The sequence below is a fragment of the Enterobacter sp. Taxon_8 genome (assembly GCF_058354585.1).
The window spans coordinates 4253628-4267703 of sequence record NZ_CM177989.1 but is presented as its reverse complement, the minus strand read 5'-3'; the positions used below and the strand labels follow the sequence as shown (position 1 = coordinate 4267703).

Below are 14076 nucleotides of genomic sequence, written 5' to 3'. Positions count from 1 at the left end.
CCCGGTATCTTTCATGTCACTACTGACGGCATCAGATAAGGCATTGTGGCGTCTTGCCCTGCCGATGATTTTCTCCAATATTACCGTGCCTTTACTGGGACTGGTTGATACTGCCGTTATAGGCCATCTTGATTCACCGGTTTATCTTGGCGGCGTGGCGATTGGCGCGACGGCAACCAGCTTCCTGTTTATGCTGTTGCTCTTTTTACGCATGAGCACCACCGGTCTTACCGCACAGGCTTATGGTGCGAAAGATCCGCTGCGTCTGGCGCGTGCGCTGGTGCAGCCGCTGATACTCGCGCTTGGCGCGGGTGCATTAATCGTTGTATTGCGGACACCCCTGATCGATCTTGCGCTTCATATCGTTGGCGGCAGCGAGGCGGTACTGGATCAGGCGCGACGTTTCCTTGAAATCCGCTGGCTCAGCGCGCCCGCGTCGCTGGCTAACCTGGTTCTGCTGGGGTGGCTACTGGGCGTTCAGTATGCCCGGGCGCCAGTGATTTTGCTGGTGGTGGGCAACCTTCTCAACATTGTGCTGGATATCTGGCTGGTGATGGGCCTGCATATGAACGTGCGGGGCGCGGCGCTGGCGACGGCGATTGCCGAATACGGAACCTTTATCATTGGCTTGTGGATGGTCTGGCGCGTGCTGTCGATGCGCGGGATCTCTCTGGCGCTGCTCAAAACCGCATGGCGCGGCAATATCCGTAAGCTGCTGGCCCTCAACCGTGACATCATGCTGCGCTCGCTGCTTCTTCAGCTCTGCTTCGGCGCGCTGACGGTTTTCGGGGCTCGACTGGGGCCAGAAATCGTGGCGGTCAACGCGATATTGATGACGCTTCTGACCTTTACCGCCTATGCGCTGGACGGTTTTGCCTACGCGGTTGAAGCGCATTCCGGGCAAGCATACGGTGCGCGAAAAAGCGGGCAGCTTCGGGATGTCTGGCGGGCAGCCTGCCGTCAGTCGGGACTGGTGGCGCTGGCCTTTGGTCTGGTTTACGCCTGCTTTGGTGAGCAGATCGTTGCATTGCTGACGTCTATACCTGCTCTGCGCGAGTTGGCGAGTCACTATCTCCTCTGGCAAGTCATCTTACCGGTGGTCGGCGTCTGGTGTTATCTGCTGGACGGCATGTTTATTGGTGCGACGCGCGGAGCGGAAATGCGCAACAGCATGGCGGTCGCGGCGGCAGGGTTTGGTCTGACGCTGCTAACGCTTCCCTGGCTGGGTAATCACGGTTTGTGGCTGGCCCTGGCCGTCTTCCTCTCGCTGCGCGGGTTATCGCTGGCGTTTATCTGGCACCGCCACTGGCAAAACGATACCTGGTTCTCTTCGCGCCACGATATATCGTGACGGTTAAAGATTCCGAATATGAAATTAACTACGGAATCCTTAACTACAATAATTATCACGTCCAGCAGAAAAGAACGTAACGGACGTTACGACCCGACGCTTAACTAAGAGGACACGATGATGAATAAAGACGAAATCGGCGGCAACTGGAAGCAGTTCAAAGGTAAAGCGAAAGAAAAGTGGGGTAAGCTGACTGATGACGATATGACCGTCATTGAAGGTAAACGCGATCAGCTTGTCGGTAAAATTCAGGAACGTTACGGCTACGCGAAAGATCAGGCGGAAAACGAAGTCAAAGACTGGGAAACCCGTAACGACTACCGCTGGTAACGCTGAATAACCCACAGGGCGGCTCCAGGCCGCCTTATCTTTTGCCGCTAACGCGGCTTTTTCTTCACCAGGATAGAGTGGTCGTGCTGACACGCGTCCTGATGGCGACAGGCTTCCACCTCCACGCACGCGGAACAGAGCCCGTGCGCTTCAATCACGTTATGACGCAGGGCAAACCCCATTTTCGCTGCAAGCGTATGCATAATGTCTTCCACGCCTTCCGCAGCCTCTTCTTTCACCACGCCGCAGCGGTCACAGATAAACATCGCCGATGTGTGGGTGGGCTGATCGAACAGATGGCACAGCACATAGCTGTTGGTGGATTCCACCTTGTGCACGAACCCTTGTTCAAGCAGGAAATCCAGAGCGCGATAAACCGTCGGCGGCTTTGCCTGCGGCTCGCTTTCGCGGAGCAGGTCGAGCAGATCGTAGGCGCTGATGGCACCCTGCTGCAGGCTCATCAGGCGTAATACTTCAAGGCGCTGCGGAGTCAGGCGCACATTGCGTTGCGCACACAGCTTTTCGGCCTGCGCTAACAGCTCTTTTGTGGACTTATCCATGTAGCACCCCGGATGTTATAGGACGGAAAACCCTCACTTTATCATGTTCTGGTAAAAACGCCGAGATCCACCAGTCTGTGCTATACCTGACCCATTACAAACCGGGAAATAAACAATGAAAAAACCTGACTGTATTCGGCACTGGCGCGACGTAGAAGTCGCGGATGATTCGACCTATCCAGATAGCGATGAGCTTTTTTCTATCGGCGCCCCGCTGGCTCGAAAGCTTGGGCTCGGGCGTATTGGCATCCATCATGAGCGCCTGCCGCCTGGGCGCAGGACGTCCTATCCGCACGCGGAGAGCGACGAAGAAGAGTTTATTTACGTGCTTGAAGGCCACCCTGACGCCTGGATTAATGGCTACTTGTGGAAGCTGGAGCCTGGCGACAGCGTAGGTTTTCCCGCCGGTACCGGCATCTGTCATACCTTTATCAACAACACGGACGACGAGGTTCGGCTCCTGGTCGTTGGCGAGGCCAACAAGAAGCATAACCGCATATACTATCCGCTTAACCCGGTTTATGCCGCTACCCGAGAGGATCGCTGGGTAGACCACCCGCCCCAGTTTTTTGGACCGCATGATGGAAAACCTGGGAAAAAATAATTTCCTCTTCTATAAATATTGAGGGCCGTCACAAAATATAACAGGCCGTAAGGGAGTTTTACTTAGGGATAGAAATAGCGGGTCTTTTACTACTTATTCACAGCAATAGTTCGTTCCTGTTTGGGTGATAACAGACAGGGGTTATTTCATAACAGACTATAACGGGCATACTGTGAAAAAAAATTTTAAATTTTCGGTGGTTAGTATCGCTGTTTCCTTGTTTATGGCAAATCAGGCGGGAGCAGCCAATACCTGGACAGAATCACGAAGCGACGCAATGGGTGGCACTGGCGTTGCCTCCGGGAGCTATGGCAGTGGGGCATTAATCAACCCCGCGCTGCTGGCAAAGGCAAAACCTGACGATGATGTGACGGTCATTTTGCCGTCCGTTGGCGTACAGGTAACGGATGAGGACAATCTTCAGGACGAGATTGATACCATCAACGACAAAATCAATCACTACAAGGATGTGGTTGATAATCTCACGCCAAGAGAAATTATCACCAATCCATTAGGTTCCATTAATCAATTCCAGGGCGCGGCCAAAGATCTGGCCGATGAGCTGGACTATCTCAAAGGCAAAACCGCACGCGCAACGGCTGGTGCAGGGCTTGCGGTGAGTATCCCTAACGATGTCCTTTCGGTAGCCTTCATGGCGAAAGGCTATGCCCATGGCCGGGTGAGCTCGTCTATCGATCAGCAGGATATTGATTATCTGCGCGGTATTCAACGCAGTAATGTGGTGGCTGCCGGTGTTGCCCTGGACGCTGCGCTGAACGGCACGGATCAGATCACTAAAAACCTCAACTCAACCGCGTCTGGCCGGGCAGCGATTGTCTCCGACTATGGTGTTGCCGTTGCCCGCCAGTTTGACCTCGGCGGCGTCCCTGTTTCCGTGGGCGTGACGCCAAAGCTGCAAAAAACCTGGGTCTATAACTACACCACGTCAATCTACGATTACGACAGTAACAAGTGGAACGACAGCCGCTACCGTACTGACGATACGGGCTTCAACGTGGATGCCGGTATTGCGGCCGATTTCGGCGAACACTGGACCGTTGGCGTGAGCGGACAAAACCTGATGTCGCGCGATATCGACACCAAAGATATCCGTATCCGCAATGGCCGTACGGGAGAAGTGGTGAGCTATAAAGACACCTATCAGATCCGCCCGCTGGTAACCGCCGGTGCCGCCTGGCACAACGACCTGGTGACGCTGACCGCCGATGGCGATCTGACCGAAACCAAAGGCTTCAAGAGCGAAGATACGTCGCAGTACGTGGGTGTCGGTGCCGAGGTGACGCCGCTGAGCTGGCTGGCGGTCCGTGCGGGTTATCGTGCAGACGTGAAGGGTAACGACAGCAATGTCTTTACCGGCGGTGTCGGTTTCGCGCCGTTTAGCACCGTGCATGTTGACCTGATGGGCCTTTACGGTGAAGACGAAACCTGGGGCGCAGGGGCTCAGCTGAGCATGACGTTCTAAAGTCCACCGGAGGCGCTGCGCCTCCGGCTTTTCTTTGTGCTATAGTAGCGCCCCTTTTCCACCAGATGCTTAAAACTTCGCCATGTCGTCAGAATCACAGACCGCTTTCCCCGCACACCGTTTCTCCATTGCGCCGATGCTCGACTGGACGGACAGACACTGCCGCTATTTCCTGCGCCAGCTCTCCCGCCATACGCTGCTGTACACCGAAATGGTGACCACGGGCGCAATTATTCACGGGAAGGGCGACTATCTGGCCTACAGTGAGGAAGAGCATCCGGTTGCCCTGCAGCTGGGCGGCAGCGATCCGGCCGCGCTGGCGCAGTGTGCGAAGCTGGCGGAAGCGCGCGGCTACGACGAGATCAACCTGAACGTTGGCTGCCCGTCCGACCGTGTGCAAAACGGTATGTTCGGTGCCTGCCTGATGGGGAACGCGCAGCTGGTAGCGGACTGTATCAAGGCGATGCGCGACGTCGTTTCCATTCCGGTGACGGTCAAAACCCGTATCGGGATTGACGACCAGGACAGCTACGAATTCCTGTGCAACTTCATCGATACGGTCTCCGGAAAGGGCGAATGCGAGATGTTCATCATCCACGCGCGAAAAGCCTGGCTCTCCGGCCTGAGCCCGAAAGAGAACCGTGAGATCCCGCCGCTGGACTACCCGCGCGTGTATCAACTGAAGCGTGACTTCCCGCACCTGACGATGTCGATCAACGGCGGCATTAAGTCGCTGGAAGAGGCCAAAGCGCATCTGGCGCATATGGATGGCGTGATGGTCGGCCGCGAGGCGTATCAGAACCCGGGCATTCTGGCGACGGTCGATCGCGAAATCTTTGGCATCGAAGGTTCAGACACCGATCCGGTTGCCGTCGTGCGGGCGATGTATCCTTATATTGAGCGCGAGCTGAGCAACGGTACGTATCTCGGCCATATCACCCGCCATATGCTGGGTCTGTTCCAGGGTATACCGGGCGCGCGTCAGTGGCGCCGCTACCTGAGCGAGAATGCGCATAAAGCCGGAGCCGATATTGAGGTGCTGGAACATGCGCTGCGACTGGTGGCAGACAAGCGATAACTTTCGCTAAAAGTTCGTCAAATTCACCACGCCCTGCGAGTTCTCGCGGGGCGTTTTGCTTTAAGAACAAAACGTTAGCTTTGGCATGGATCTTGTAATGCTTAATGCATTACTCGGGAACTCGTGGGAGAGCACCATGCTGGAACTACTTTTTGTGATTGGCTTTTTTGTCATGCTGTTAGCGACAGGCGTTTCGTTGCTCGGCATTCTGGCGGCTATCGTGGTGGCGACGGTGGTCATGTTTATTGGCGGACTGTTTGCGCTGACGATCAAACTGCTGCCGTGGTTACTGCTGGCCGTTGCTGTGGTGTGGGTGATTCGGTCGATTAAATCGCCAAAAGTGCCCGGTTATCAGCGCAATAACCGCTTCCGTTACTAAGGTATTGAGGGGTTCGTCACATAGTTGTAACTTTTCCGGCAGCATGGCTTAGAACAGAATAGGATTTACTTATCGAATCTGTCACTATGACTGCCGTTAAAGAATTCATCGTGCTGTACCCTACATACAGCCGAACTAAAAAAAGAAAGGGCTTCCCACGGGAAGCCCAATTTCTTTTTGGGGCTCAGGGAATCAACAGGCTCGACCCCTGCGTCGCCCGGCTCTCCAGCACCTCATGCGCGCGCTGCGCATCGGTCAGCGCGAATTTCTGCGCATCTGCCACGTCCACTTTGATGACACCGCTGGCGATCAGCGAGAACAGCTCGTTGCTGGCTTCCTCAAGTTCTTCCCGGTTGGTGATGTAGCCCTGCAGGGAAGGGCGCGTGACGTATAGCGAACCTTTCTGATTCAGAATACCGAGATTCACGCCGGTGACAGCGCCTGACGCATTGCCGAAGCTCACCATCAGCCCACGACGCTGCAGACAGTCCAGCGACGCTTCCCAGGTGTCTTTCCCAACCGAGTCATACACGACGCGCACCTTTTTGCCGCTGGTGATCTCCTTCAGCCGTTCGACAATGCTCTCTTCACGATAGTTAATCACCTGCCAGGCGCCCGCCTGCAGCGCGCGCTGCGCTTTTTGGGCATTGCCCACGGTGCCGATCAGTTTTGCGCCCAGGGCTTTTGCCCACTGACAGGCGATGAGCCCGACGCCGCCCGCCGCGGCATGAAACAGGAACTGCTCGTCGGGTTTAATTTCATAGGTTTTACGCAGCAGGTAGTAAACGGTTAAGCCTTTCAGGAACGAGGCCGCCGCCTGTTCGAAGGAGATAGCGTTAGGCAGCAGGGCGGCTTTATCCGCCGGAACGTTGTGGACGGAGCTGTAAGCGCCCAGCGCAGACTGCGCATATACCACGCGGTCGCCCTCTTTAATATGCTTAACCGCGCTGCCCACTTTGACGACGACACCGGCTGCCTCGGTGCCCAGTCCGCTCGGCATCGACGGAGGCGGGTAGAGCCCGCCGCGAATATAGGTGTCGATGTAGTTTATGCCTATGGCTTTGTTTTCAACCTGCACTTCGTTTTCGCCAGGCGCGGTGGGGGTGAACTCCACCGCTTTGAGTACGTCTGGCCCACCGTGTTTCTGGAATTCAATGCGCGTTGCCATGCTCCCTCCGTAAGAAAAATATGGTAATCTTTCGACCCACTCTTTATCTCGGTAACTCCATTCACTATGGCAGGAAACAAACCCTTCAACAAACAGACTGAACCTCGCGAGCGTGATTTCCAGGTCGCAGGGTTAAAGGTCCCGCCGCACTCGATTGAAGCGGAACAGTCGGTGTTGGGCGGTTTAATGCTGGATAACGAGCGCTGGGACGACGTCGCCGAACGCGTCGTGGCGGAAGATTTCTACACCCGCCCGCACCGCCACATCTTTACCGAAATGGCGCGTCTGCAGGAGTCGGGCAGCCCGATCGACCTGATCACGCTCGCGGAATCACTGGAGCGTCTTGGTCAGCTCGACAGCTGCGGTGGGTTTGCCTATCTGGCGGAACTGTCAAAAAACACGCCTAGTGCGGCGAACATCAGCGCTTATGCCGATATCGTGCGCGAACGTGCCGTCGTCCGCGAGATGATTTCGGTGGCGAACGAGATCGCCGAAGCGGGTTTTGATCCGCAGGGTCGCACCAGCGAAGACCTGCTTGACCTTGCCGAGTCCCGCGTCTTCAAAATCGCCGAAAGCCGCGCCAACAAAGACGAAGGCCCAAAAAATATCGCCGATGTGCTCGACGCCACCGTCGCCCGTATCGAACAGCTGTTCCAGCAGCCGCACGATGGCGTCACCGGAGTGAATACCGGCTACGATGATTTGAACAAGAAAACCGCCGGCCTTCAGCCGTCGGATTTGATTATCGTCGCCGCGCGTCCGTCGATGGGTAAAACCACTTTTGCGATGAACCTCGTCGAAAATGCGGCGATGTTGCAGGATAAGCCGGTGCTTATCTTCAGTCTTGAGATGCCCTCCGAGCAGATTATGATGCGTTCTCTGGCGTCGCTGTCGCGTGTGGATCAGACCCGCATTCGTACCGGCCAGCTTGACGATGAGGACTGGGCGCGCATCTCCGGCACCATGGGCATTCTGCTGGAAAAACGTAACATCTATATCGATGACTCTTCCGGCCTGACGCCGACGGAAGTGCGCTCCCGCGCGCGCCGTATCGCCCGTGAACACGGCGGCATCGGCCTCATCATGATCGACTACCTTCAGCTGATGCGCGTTCCGTCGCTTTCAGACAACCGTACGCTGGAGATTGCGGAGATTTCCCGCTCGCTCAAGGCGTTAGCCAAAGAGCTGCACGTGCCGGTGGTCGCGCTGTCGCAGCTGAACCGCTCCCTGGAACAACGCGCCGACAAGCGCCCGGTCAACTCCGACCTGCGTGAATCCGGCTCCATCGAGCAGGATGCCGACTTAATCATGTTTATCTACCGTGATGAGGTTTATCACGAGAACAGCGACCTGAAAGGGATCGCCGAAATTATTATTGGTAAACAACGTAACGGCCCAATCGGAACGGTGCGTCTGACCTTTAACGGACAGTGGTCGCGTTTCGACAACTATGCCGGTCCTCAATATGATGATGAGTAATTTCTAAGGAATTCAAATGCAAGCGGCAACTGTTGTTATTAACCGCCGCGCTCTGCGACACAACCTGCAACGTCTGCGTCAACTGGCGCCTGTCAGCAAGCTCGTTGCAGTCGTGAAAGCGAACGCTTACGGACACGGTCTTCTTGAGACCGCGCGAACGCTCCCCGATGCCGATGCCTTTGGCGTCGCCCGTCTTGAAGAAGCCCTCCGCCTGCGCGCGGGGGGGATTACCCAACCGATTCTTCTCCTCGAAGGTTTTTTCGAAGCCAGCGATCTGCCAACCATTGCTGACCAGCATCTGCACACGGCGGTACACAATGAAGAACAGCTGGCCGCACTTGAAACCGCCGAGCTGAGCGAGCCGGTGACCGTCTGGATGAAGCTAGACACGGGCATGCACCGTCTGGGCGTACGTCCGGAAAGCGCGGAAGCGTTTTACCAGCGTCTATGCCGGTGCAAAAACGTGCGCCAGCCGGTGAATATTGTCAGCCACTTCGCCCGTGCCGATGAGCCCGAGTGCGGTGCAACCGAGCGGCAGCTGGATATCTTTAATACCTTCTGCGAAGGCAAGCCGGGGATGCGCTCGATCGCAGCTTCCGGCGGGATCCTGCTGTGGCCGCAGTCGCACTTCGACTGGGCGCGACCGGGCATCATTCTTTACGGCGTATCACCGCTGGAGAACAAGCCCTGGGGGCCGGATTTTGGCTTCCAGCCGGTCATGTCGCTGGTCTCTAACCTGATTGCCGTGCGTGACCATAAAGCGGGTGAGCCGGTGGGCTACGGCGGTACCTGGACCAGCGAGCGTGATACCCGCCTTGGCGTGGTGGCGATGGGCTATGGCGACGGTTATCCCCGTGCCGCGCCGTCGGGTACGCCGGTTCTCGTCAACGGTCGCGAGGTGAAGATCGTTGGTCGCGTGGCGATGGACATGATTTGCGTCGATCTGGGGCCAGAAGCGCAGGATAAACCCGGCGACGATGTGGTGATGTGGGGGGAAGGTTTACCCGTTGAACGTATTGCTGAAATTACTAAAGTGAGTGCTTACGAACTTATTACCCGCCTGACGTCTCGGGTGGCGATGAAGTACGTCGACTGAAACGTGTACGTAACAGTCCAACGGCATACGTTGCCGTTGGACAAGTAACGCTTATTTCAACACGTTATAAATCGCCTGATTCGTTAAATAATCTGACGCCAGCCCTGACTCTGGACTGAAGCGCGCGCCCTGAATGGATGAGAAGCGTTTTCCTGTGTTGCCCAGTGAGACATAGCGTTCTCCCCCATCGTTTTCCGAAATGGTGTACACCGTTTTCTGCATTTCGGCGAACAGCGGAGCGTTACGCTGAATGACCTGATGCAATTCCAGCAGCTGCACACCATCAAGATTGAGCTTTTTATCCAGCGTGACCCCCCATCTTTGCAGGCAAACTTCGGCAAAATGACGCACGATCGTGCCCGGTTCATGCACCACTTTTTCCCCGCTATTCCCATTAGCCGACGCATTTCCCACCAGCGTAGCGTGACGACCAGACATAGGATAAATATGTACCTTTGTCGTGCTATCGGTCTGTGGAATGACGCACGAGAAACCTTTTGAACGCTCGTGTCGGGCATAGAAAGCCACATACTCCTTCACGTTGCTGCCCAGAGTGACTTTTTCCGGCTGGAAATTACCCATTCCCGGAACCGGATCGACAGCAAAAATATTCACCGGAATAGTCGTCAAAAGGGGATCGGCCAGCATCGCATTCGCAAGCATATGGCAGCTAATTCCGCCCCGGCTCCATCCCACAAGGTTCACCTGAGTGGGCAGAATCTGGCCCTGACGGAAGGTTTTAATAATTTGCTGCTGCAGCGCCTGCTGGGTCACTTTACGGTCACCATAATCATACTTGCGCCACCAAAACGATCCGGTAACCTCAACGTCCTGAATCGGCACGCCCGCCTTTTTGAGCTGCTCATAGTTCTCTTTTGTGAGCTTTTCTCGCTGCCAGTCAACGTGCCCTTTAATAATATTGATCGCGTGCTTAACATTCTCATTCCAGCCGCTGCCCAGAAGCTGGGCCCGAAGCTGAGAATATTCTCCGCTTTTGACCCAAAGTTCATCGCTTTGAAGATTACCGCTTCCCGGGCCATCAAGAATGACCCATTCGGCGAACTCTTTACCCTTGTTATTGGCGGCCAGAGAAGAAATGAGCTCGCCGTTCCAGTAATTAGCATGAGACTCATCAAACTTATTAGAACCAGTACCACAGAAATACACTGTTAGTATTGTCATAAATGACCTCATTGAAATATTAATATGTAGGTGGATGGCACGCGTGCGGTTAAATAATACGTGTCGGCAATATTTCGAGAAATATGCTATTAAGCCCAGGGTATTTTTGATAGCGATAAGTTCGTTCTTAATTAAATATGGCTATGTTTAATGTGTAGCACTGCTTAACTTTGTGCTTAGGCATATGACATTTGCCTTATGCCGAATGCTGTTTTTACAGTTCTGCAATAGCACGCATACTTAATTTCGGAATAAGTTAGTTGAATAATCTAAGAAAATAGATTTCACACGGGGTTATGCTACAATGAACATATTAATGATCGATGAATTACCGATCTTCATTCACGGTATGAAAACAGAGCTGGAACGCGTAATGCCGGAATGCACTGTTTTTTCAGCGAACAACTTTGAAGATGCACACCCAATTTTAACCTCTATGCCAGTCAGCATTATTTTGCTGGATGGTGAAATGAAATGCCGTGATTTTATCACAAATTTGATGTCAAACTGGCCTGAGCTACCGATCGTGGTAATGTTACGAAAAACGACGGATAAGATATTCAACTTCTACATTCGTCAAAGCATTAAGGGCATTTTTACTAAGGATCTTCCCGCCGAGAAAATCAGCCAGATACTTAGCATGGTTTCCTCGGGTGTGGTCTGCTTTCCGGAGCAGGCCGTGATTCAGCGAGAACAACCCACTGGCGGTTTACCGATTCATACTCTGAGTCGTCGGCAGAAGGAAGTGCTCAAGCTGCTGGCGAATGGAGGAACAAATAAGCAGATCAGCAGACAACTGAATATCAGTGCTGGTACGGTCAAAGTACATCTGGAATCCATTTTTCACCGATTGCAGGTCAACAATCGAACACAGGCTGCAATGCTCTATTTTAAATATATGGGCAATTAGGCCGTTTTTGTAAGACGCAGGATTGGTATCAAACTATGTTTAGTGAAAAGCGCGACAGGCAGAATACTGTCGCGCTTTTTTTAATGATACTGAGATTTGAAATAGTATATCACGACCACCAGAGTTCCAAAGTCCTGCAATAGCCAGAAGGGAAAACTGTCACTCAGTATATCAGCCCCAGTAAGGATAAATTTCATGTTTAAACTGCTCTCACCAAAAAAGCCAAAGGCGAGGGCAGCTAAGCCGACTTTACACATTACCGGCAGAGCATGGACTCTTCGACTATAGGCTGCAAACAAAATGAGCAGCGAGGTGACAAGGTCGACGAGGATAATAAAGGGAAGAACCCAGCCATTCATTATGTTAAGCATTTACTCTCCATCGGGATTGTTATGGGTTAAATCAGGCGGAGAAAGTGACTCGTGCCTGACTTTGCTTTTGATGACGCTGGCGACATCAAAAATATCGCGCTGTTCGTGCCGGCGGAAAAAGTTTGCCAGCCAGACGATCAGACCATTACTCATTGCCCCGAGGATATAACCTAAACCAAGCGTGATATCGGCCTGGTTAAGGTCTATCTTTAACCAGCGGGCTGATAAGCCACCTAATGCGACGGCCGCACCCATGCTGATTCCGCCAAAAATAATGCCTGCCATAAATCGGCTGTGCTGATGCAGCCGCTGCGGTTGCCAGAAAAACGAAATACTGACGCCGCCAAATAAGCCTGAAAATGCCAGCAAGGCTTCGCTGATGAGGGTCGGGAGATAGATGTCAGACATACATTCATCCTCTGCAAGGATAAACCCCCTCGAAAAAGGGGATTTATTATCGTAACGGGCGCTTATTATTGGCAGGGATCCAGCTCAACAATATGCTGATACTTATCGGTAGTGATAAAGCGCTGTTGCCCTGACAGGCTGTAAATCAAACGTTCAGGAGAGCGATAGCCCTTTACGACATCCACATCCGCGCTAAGCCAGGGCTGATCGGCAGGAAGAGCGCTATGGCTGTATTTGTCGCCTCCGATCCATTTTTGATGAGTGAGTTTCAACCCCCAAAGTGACTCGCTTTCACTCCCCGACCAGCCGAGGCGTTTGGCTTCTTCCGACGTGATATAGCGGTCGGGCAGGCGGCCAAAATTTTTTATATGGCGAAGGGTTGTCGCCAGCTCGGTCACATTATTGACGGGCGGTACACCCTGAGAAGATAAAAAGGCGTTAACTTCCTTTATTTCATCTTCGCAGGTTGGCATGGCGGCAGTAGCCTGTAAAACGGCGAATAAGGAAGCAGAAAGAACGGCCATTTGCACTATGGATAATGATTTCATGTGTTTTTCCTGTCGAGTTAACTGAGAAATAACTTCATTTCCGCCTCGCGGCGACGCGTCAGACCAGCCAATACCTTCCCGCCTGCCTTATTCCAGCTTTTGAACTGCAGTGCGGCGCCCTGAACATCGCCAGCGTTGAATTTTTTGAGCAGCGTTGATTTCTTCAAATTGCCAACGCCGAGGTTGAAGGCGAAGGAAACCAGCGCGTCGAATTGCGCCTGCGTTGCTGGCTGGTTCAGCAGCTTTTTCACGCCGTCCTCGGTGCGTTTTAGATCTTTGCGCAGCAGATCTTTGGCTTCGCCGGTAGTAATTTTAGTGAGCTTTTCCATCTCCTCTTTGAGGATCAAATGGCCATAGCCGATGGTCCATAAACCTACGGCATCGCGATAACGCTCCAGCTTTAGTCCTTCAAACTGGCAAATCAGCTGAATACCCTTGTCACCTGTACGTTCTGGTTGTGTGTGCATTACGGAGTCTCCTCTGCTTTCGGACGGGGAATCACCTTGTTGGTGTATTCGTCAATCAAGCGCATAACGCTTTCCGGTGGCTCAAGCGCGGTAAACTGCATCTCCACATCGACGTGGCGGCTGTCACGCCCGCCTTTGTTATCGCTGGAAGGCGAAAGGCTGACGTGAAAGCGACCAAATTCGTTTTCACCGGACTGGCGGGAAGGTGCCTGCATGCCTTCCGTACGGATCGTCAGGTTGACCTTCATTTTCTCCAGCATCAGCCCGCGCGGCGTTGAAAGTGCGACCAAGGGCAGGTCAAAGCAGTGCTTTTCATCCAGTGCCAGCTGTACCGTGCGTGGAACCAACGAACCGTCCTCAGCAGGTTCGAAAAAGGGATCCAGCGCTTTCATATACTGCTGAGCAATCAGTTCGTTGGCCGCCGTGGCCGCGTACTGCATCCCGCGCGTAATATCTTCAAGCGAGATCGGCACGCCGGGAATATCGGCTGGCGGCGTAGGGGGCGTGTTTTCCTGTACAGGCGGCGTGCCTTCATCCTCTTTGCCCATCCTGTTTTCCGGCTCTTCATCCTTGCCGCCGCGCAGCCATTTTTTAAAAGACATATTTCGCTCCTGGAAAAAGGGCTACCCGGGTAGCCCCTGCGTTACGGAATCGCACGTATG

Annotated in this window: 17 protein-coding genes; 9 read left to right on the top strand and 8 right to left on the bottom strand. The window is 53.8% G+C overall.

What is annotated here, in order from left to right; genetic code table 11:
- Nucleotides 1-13: 13 nt before the first annotated feature.
- Both dinF and AC4IBF_RS20345 read left to right on the top strand, forming a co-directional pair.
- The gene (dinF, locus tag AC4IBF_RS20350; RefSeq protein WP_136196006.1) at nucleotides 14-1351 is read left to right on the top strand and encodes an MATE family efflux transporter DinF; all 1338 of its coding nucleotides are present in this window, start codon (nucleotides 14-16) and stop codon (nucleotides 1349-1351) included.
- A gap of 120 nt (nucleotides 1352-1471) precedes the next feature.
- Complete coding sequence (locus tag AC4IBF_RS20345; RefSeq protein ID WP_024906712.1) at nucleotides 1472-1681, top strand: CsbD family protein; 210 nt, start codon at nucleotides 1472-1474, stop codon at nucleotides 1679-1681.
- 47 nt (nucleotides 1682-1728) lie between these two features.
- Here AC4IBF_RS20345 and zur read toward each other — a convergent pair whose 3' ends face one another.
- Nucleotides 1729-2241, bottom strand: coding sequence for a zinc uptake transcriptional repressor Zur (gene zur, locus AC4IBF_RS20340; RefSeq protein ID WP_008503369.1), 513 nt, complete (start codon nucleotides 2239-2241; stop codon nucleotides 1729-1731).
- Between the two features lie 115 nt (nucleotides 2242-2356).
- Here zur and AC4IBF_RS20335 point away from each other — a divergent pair, with 115 nt between their 5' ends.
- The 4 genes from AC4IBF_RS20335 to pspG all read left to right on the top strand — a co-directional run bounded on the left by AC4IBF_RS20335 (nucleotide 2357) and on the right by pspG (nucleotide 5785).
- A complete protein-coding gene (locus AC4IBF_RS20335; protein ID WP_115876925.1) occupies nucleotides 2357-2845 on the top strand; it encodes a cupin domain-containing protein in 489 nt (162 codons plus the stop codon).
- Between the two features lie 172 nt (nucleotides 2846-3017).
- Complete coding sequence (locus AC4IBF_RS20330; RefSeq protein ID WP_115876924.1) at nucleotides 3018-4328, top strand: conjugal transfer protein TraF; 1311 nt, start codon at nucleotides 3018-3020, stop codon at nucleotides 4326-4328.
- Nucleotides 4329-4410: 82 nt separating this feature from the next.
- Nucleotides 4411-5406 (top strand): tRNA dihydrouridine(20/20a) synthase DusA, encoded by a 996-nt coding sequence (gene dusA / locus AC4IBF_RS20325; RefSeq protein ID WP_133293584.1) that lies wholly within the window; start codon nucleotides 4411-4413, stop codon nucleotides 5404-5406.
- A gap of 136 nt (nucleotides 5407-5542) precedes the next feature.
- Nucleotides 5543-5785 carry an envelope stress response protein PspG gene (pspG, locus tag AC4IBF_RS20320; protein WP_111964222.1) on the top strand — a complete coding sequence of 81 codons (243 nt, stop codon included), beginning with the start codon at nucleotides 5543-5545 and terminating at the stop codon, nucleotides 5783-5785.
- Between the two features lie 184 nt (nucleotides 5786-5969).
- Here pspG and AC4IBF_RS20315 read toward each other — a convergent pair whose 3' ends face one another.
- A complete protein-coding gene (locus tag AC4IBF_RS20315; protein WP_133293585.1) occupies nucleotides 5970-6953 on the bottom strand; it encodes a quinone oxidoreductase in 984 nt (327 codons plus the stop codon).
- Nucleotides 6954-7019: 66 nt separating this feature from the next.
- On the opposite strand from AC4IBF_RS20315, the gene dnaB reads away from it, so the two are divergent.
- Together dnaB and alr are read left to right on the top strand one after the other, a co-directional pair.
- A complete protein-coding gene (gene dnaB, locus AC4IBF_RS20310) occupies nucleotides 7020-8432 on the top strand; it encodes a replicative DNA helicase (RefSeq protein ID WP_023310046.1) in 1413 nt (470 codons plus the stop codon).
- Nucleotides 8433-8448: 16 nt separating this feature from the next.
- The gene (alr, locus tag AC4IBF_RS20305; protein WP_491463071.1) at nucleotides 8449-9528 is read left to right on the top strand and encodes an alanine racemase; all 1080 of its coding nucleotides are present in this window, start codon (nucleotides 8449-8451) and stop codon (nucleotides 9526-9528) included.
- Nucleotides 9529-9579: 51 nt separating this feature from the next.
- Here alr and AC4IBF_RS20300 read toward each other — a convergent pair whose 3' ends face one another.
- Nucleotides 9580-10722: an ENY2 family protein gene (locus tag AC4IBF_RS20300; protein ID WP_254208642.1), complete on the bottom strand. Its 1143-nt coding sequence runs from the start codon at nucleotides 10720-10722 to the stop codon at nucleotides 9580-9582.
- Between the two features lie 304 nt (nucleotides 10723-11026).
- On the opposite strand from AC4IBF_RS20300, the gene AC4IBF_RS20295 reads away from it, so the two are divergent.
- A complete protein-coding gene (locus AC4IBF_RS20295) occupies nucleotides 11027-11620 on the top strand; it encodes a response regulator transcription factor (RefSeq protein WP_491463070.1) in 594 nt (197 codons plus the stop codon).
- An 80-nt stretch (nucleotides 11621-11700) separates the two neighbouring features.
- Here the strand turns inward: AC4IBF_RS20295 and AC4IBF_RS20290 are convergent, their stop codons facing one another.
- The 5 genes from AC4IBF_RS20290 to AC4IBF_RS20270 form a co-directional block, all read right to left on the bottom strand.
- Nucleotides 11701-11991, bottom strand: a complete 291-nt coding sequence (locus AC4IBF_RS20290; RefSeq protein ID WP_111967849.1) for a hypothetical protein — start codon at nucleotides 11989-11991, stop codon at nucleotides 11701-11703.
- A complete protein-coding gene (locus tag AC4IBF_RS20285; protein WP_115876918.1) occupies nucleotides 11992-12399 on the bottom strand; it encodes a hypothetical protein in 408 nt (135 codons plus the stop codon).
- A 65-nt stretch (nucleotides 12400-12464) separates the two neighbouring features.
- Nucleotides 12465-12947 carry a ribonuclease domain-containing protein gene (locus AC4IBF_RS20280; protein ID WP_115876917.1) on the bottom strand — a complete coding sequence of 161 codons (483 nt, stop codon included), beginning with the start codon at nucleotides 12945-12947 and terminating at the stop codon, nucleotides 12465-12467.
- 17 nt (nucleotides 12948-12964) lie between these two features.
- Nucleotides 12965-13414: a lysozyme gene (locus AC4IBF_RS20275; RefSeq protein ID WP_213802735.1), complete on the bottom strand. Its 450-nt coding sequence runs from the start codon at nucleotides 13412-13414 to the stop codon at nucleotides 12965-12967.
- On the bottom strand, nucleotides 13414-14016 hold the full coding sequence (locus AC4IBF_RS20270; RefSeq protein WP_491463069.1) for a DUF2589 domain-containing protein: 603 nt from the start codon (nucleotides 14014-14016) through the stop codon (nucleotides 13414-13416). The genes AC4IBF_RS20275 and AC4IBF_RS20270 overlap by 1 nt, the downstream gene beginning before the upstream one ends.
- Nucleotides 14017-14076 lie beyond the last annotated feature (60 nt).

What these genes read in the sequence shown, in the direction of transcription:
- dinF (WP_136196006.1), top strand. Translation starts at nt 14, where the DNA reads ATGTCACTACTGACGGCATCAGATAAGGCATTGTGGCGTCTTGCCCTG.
- AC4IBF_RS20345 (WP_024906712.1), top strand. Translation starts at nt 1,472, where the DNA reads ATGAATAAAGACGAAATCGGCGGCAACTGGAAGCAGTTCAAAGGTAAA.
- zur (WP_008503369.1), bottom strand. Translation starts at nt 2,241, where the DNA reads ATGGATAAGTCCACAAAAGAGCTGTTAGCGCAGGCCGAAAAGCTGTGT.
- AC4IBF_RS20335 (WP_115876925.1), top strand. Translation starts at nt 2,357, where the DNA reads ATGAAAAAACCTGACTGTATTCGGCACTGGCGCGACGTAGAAGTCGCG.
- dusA (WP_133293584.1), top strand. Translation starts at nt 4,411, where the DNA reads ATGTCGTCAGAATCACAGACCGCTTTCCCCGCACACCGTTTCTCCATT.
- pspG (WP_111964222.1), top strand. Translation starts at nt 5,543, where the DNA reads ATGCTGGAACTACTTTTTGTGATTGGCTTTTTTGTCATGCTGTTAGCG.
- AC4IBF_RS20315 (WP_133293585.1), bottom strand. Translation starts at nt 6,953, where the DNA reads ATGGCAACGCGCATTGAATTCCAGAAACACGGTGGGCCAGACGTACTC.
- dnaB (WP_023310046.1), top strand. Translation starts at nt 7,020, where the DNA reads ATGGCAGGAAACAAACCCTTCAACAAACAGACTGAACCTCGCGAGCGT.
- alr (WP_491463071.1), top strand. Translation starts at nt 8,449, where the DNA reads ATGCAAGCGGCAACTGTTGTTATTAACCGCCGCGCTCTGCGACACAAC.
- AC4IBF_RS20300 (WP_254208642.1), bottom strand. Translation starts at nt 10,722, where the DNA reads ATGAGGTCATTTATGACAATACTAACAGTGTATTTCTGTGGTACTGGT.
- AC4IBF_RS20295 (WP_491463070.1), top strand. Translation starts at nt 11,027, where the DNA reads ATGATCGATGAATTACCGATCTTCATTCACGGTATGAAAACAGAGCTG.
- AC4IBF_RS20290 (WP_111967849.1), bottom strand. Translation starts at nt 11,991, where the DNA reads ATGCTTAACATAATGAATGGCTGGGTTCTTCCCTTTATTATCCTCGTC.
- AC4IBF_RS20285 (WP_115876918.1), bottom strand. Translation starts at nt 12,399, where the DNA reads ATGTCTGACATCTATCTCCCGACCCTCATCAGCGAAGCCTTGCTGGCA.
- AC4IBF_RS20280 (WP_115876917.1), bottom strand. Translation starts at nt 12,947, where the DNA reads ATGAAATCATTATCCATAGTGCAAATGGCCGTTCTTTCTGCTTCCTTA.
- AC4IBF_RS20275 (WP_213802735.1), bottom strand. Translation starts at nt 13,414, where the DNA reads ATGCACACACAACCAGAACGTACAGGTGACAAGGGTATTCAGCTGATT.
- AC4IBF_RS20270 (WP_491463069.1), bottom strand. Translation starts at nt 14,016, where the DNA reads ATGTCTTTTAAAAAATGGCTGCGCGGCGGCAAGGATGAAGAGCCGGAA.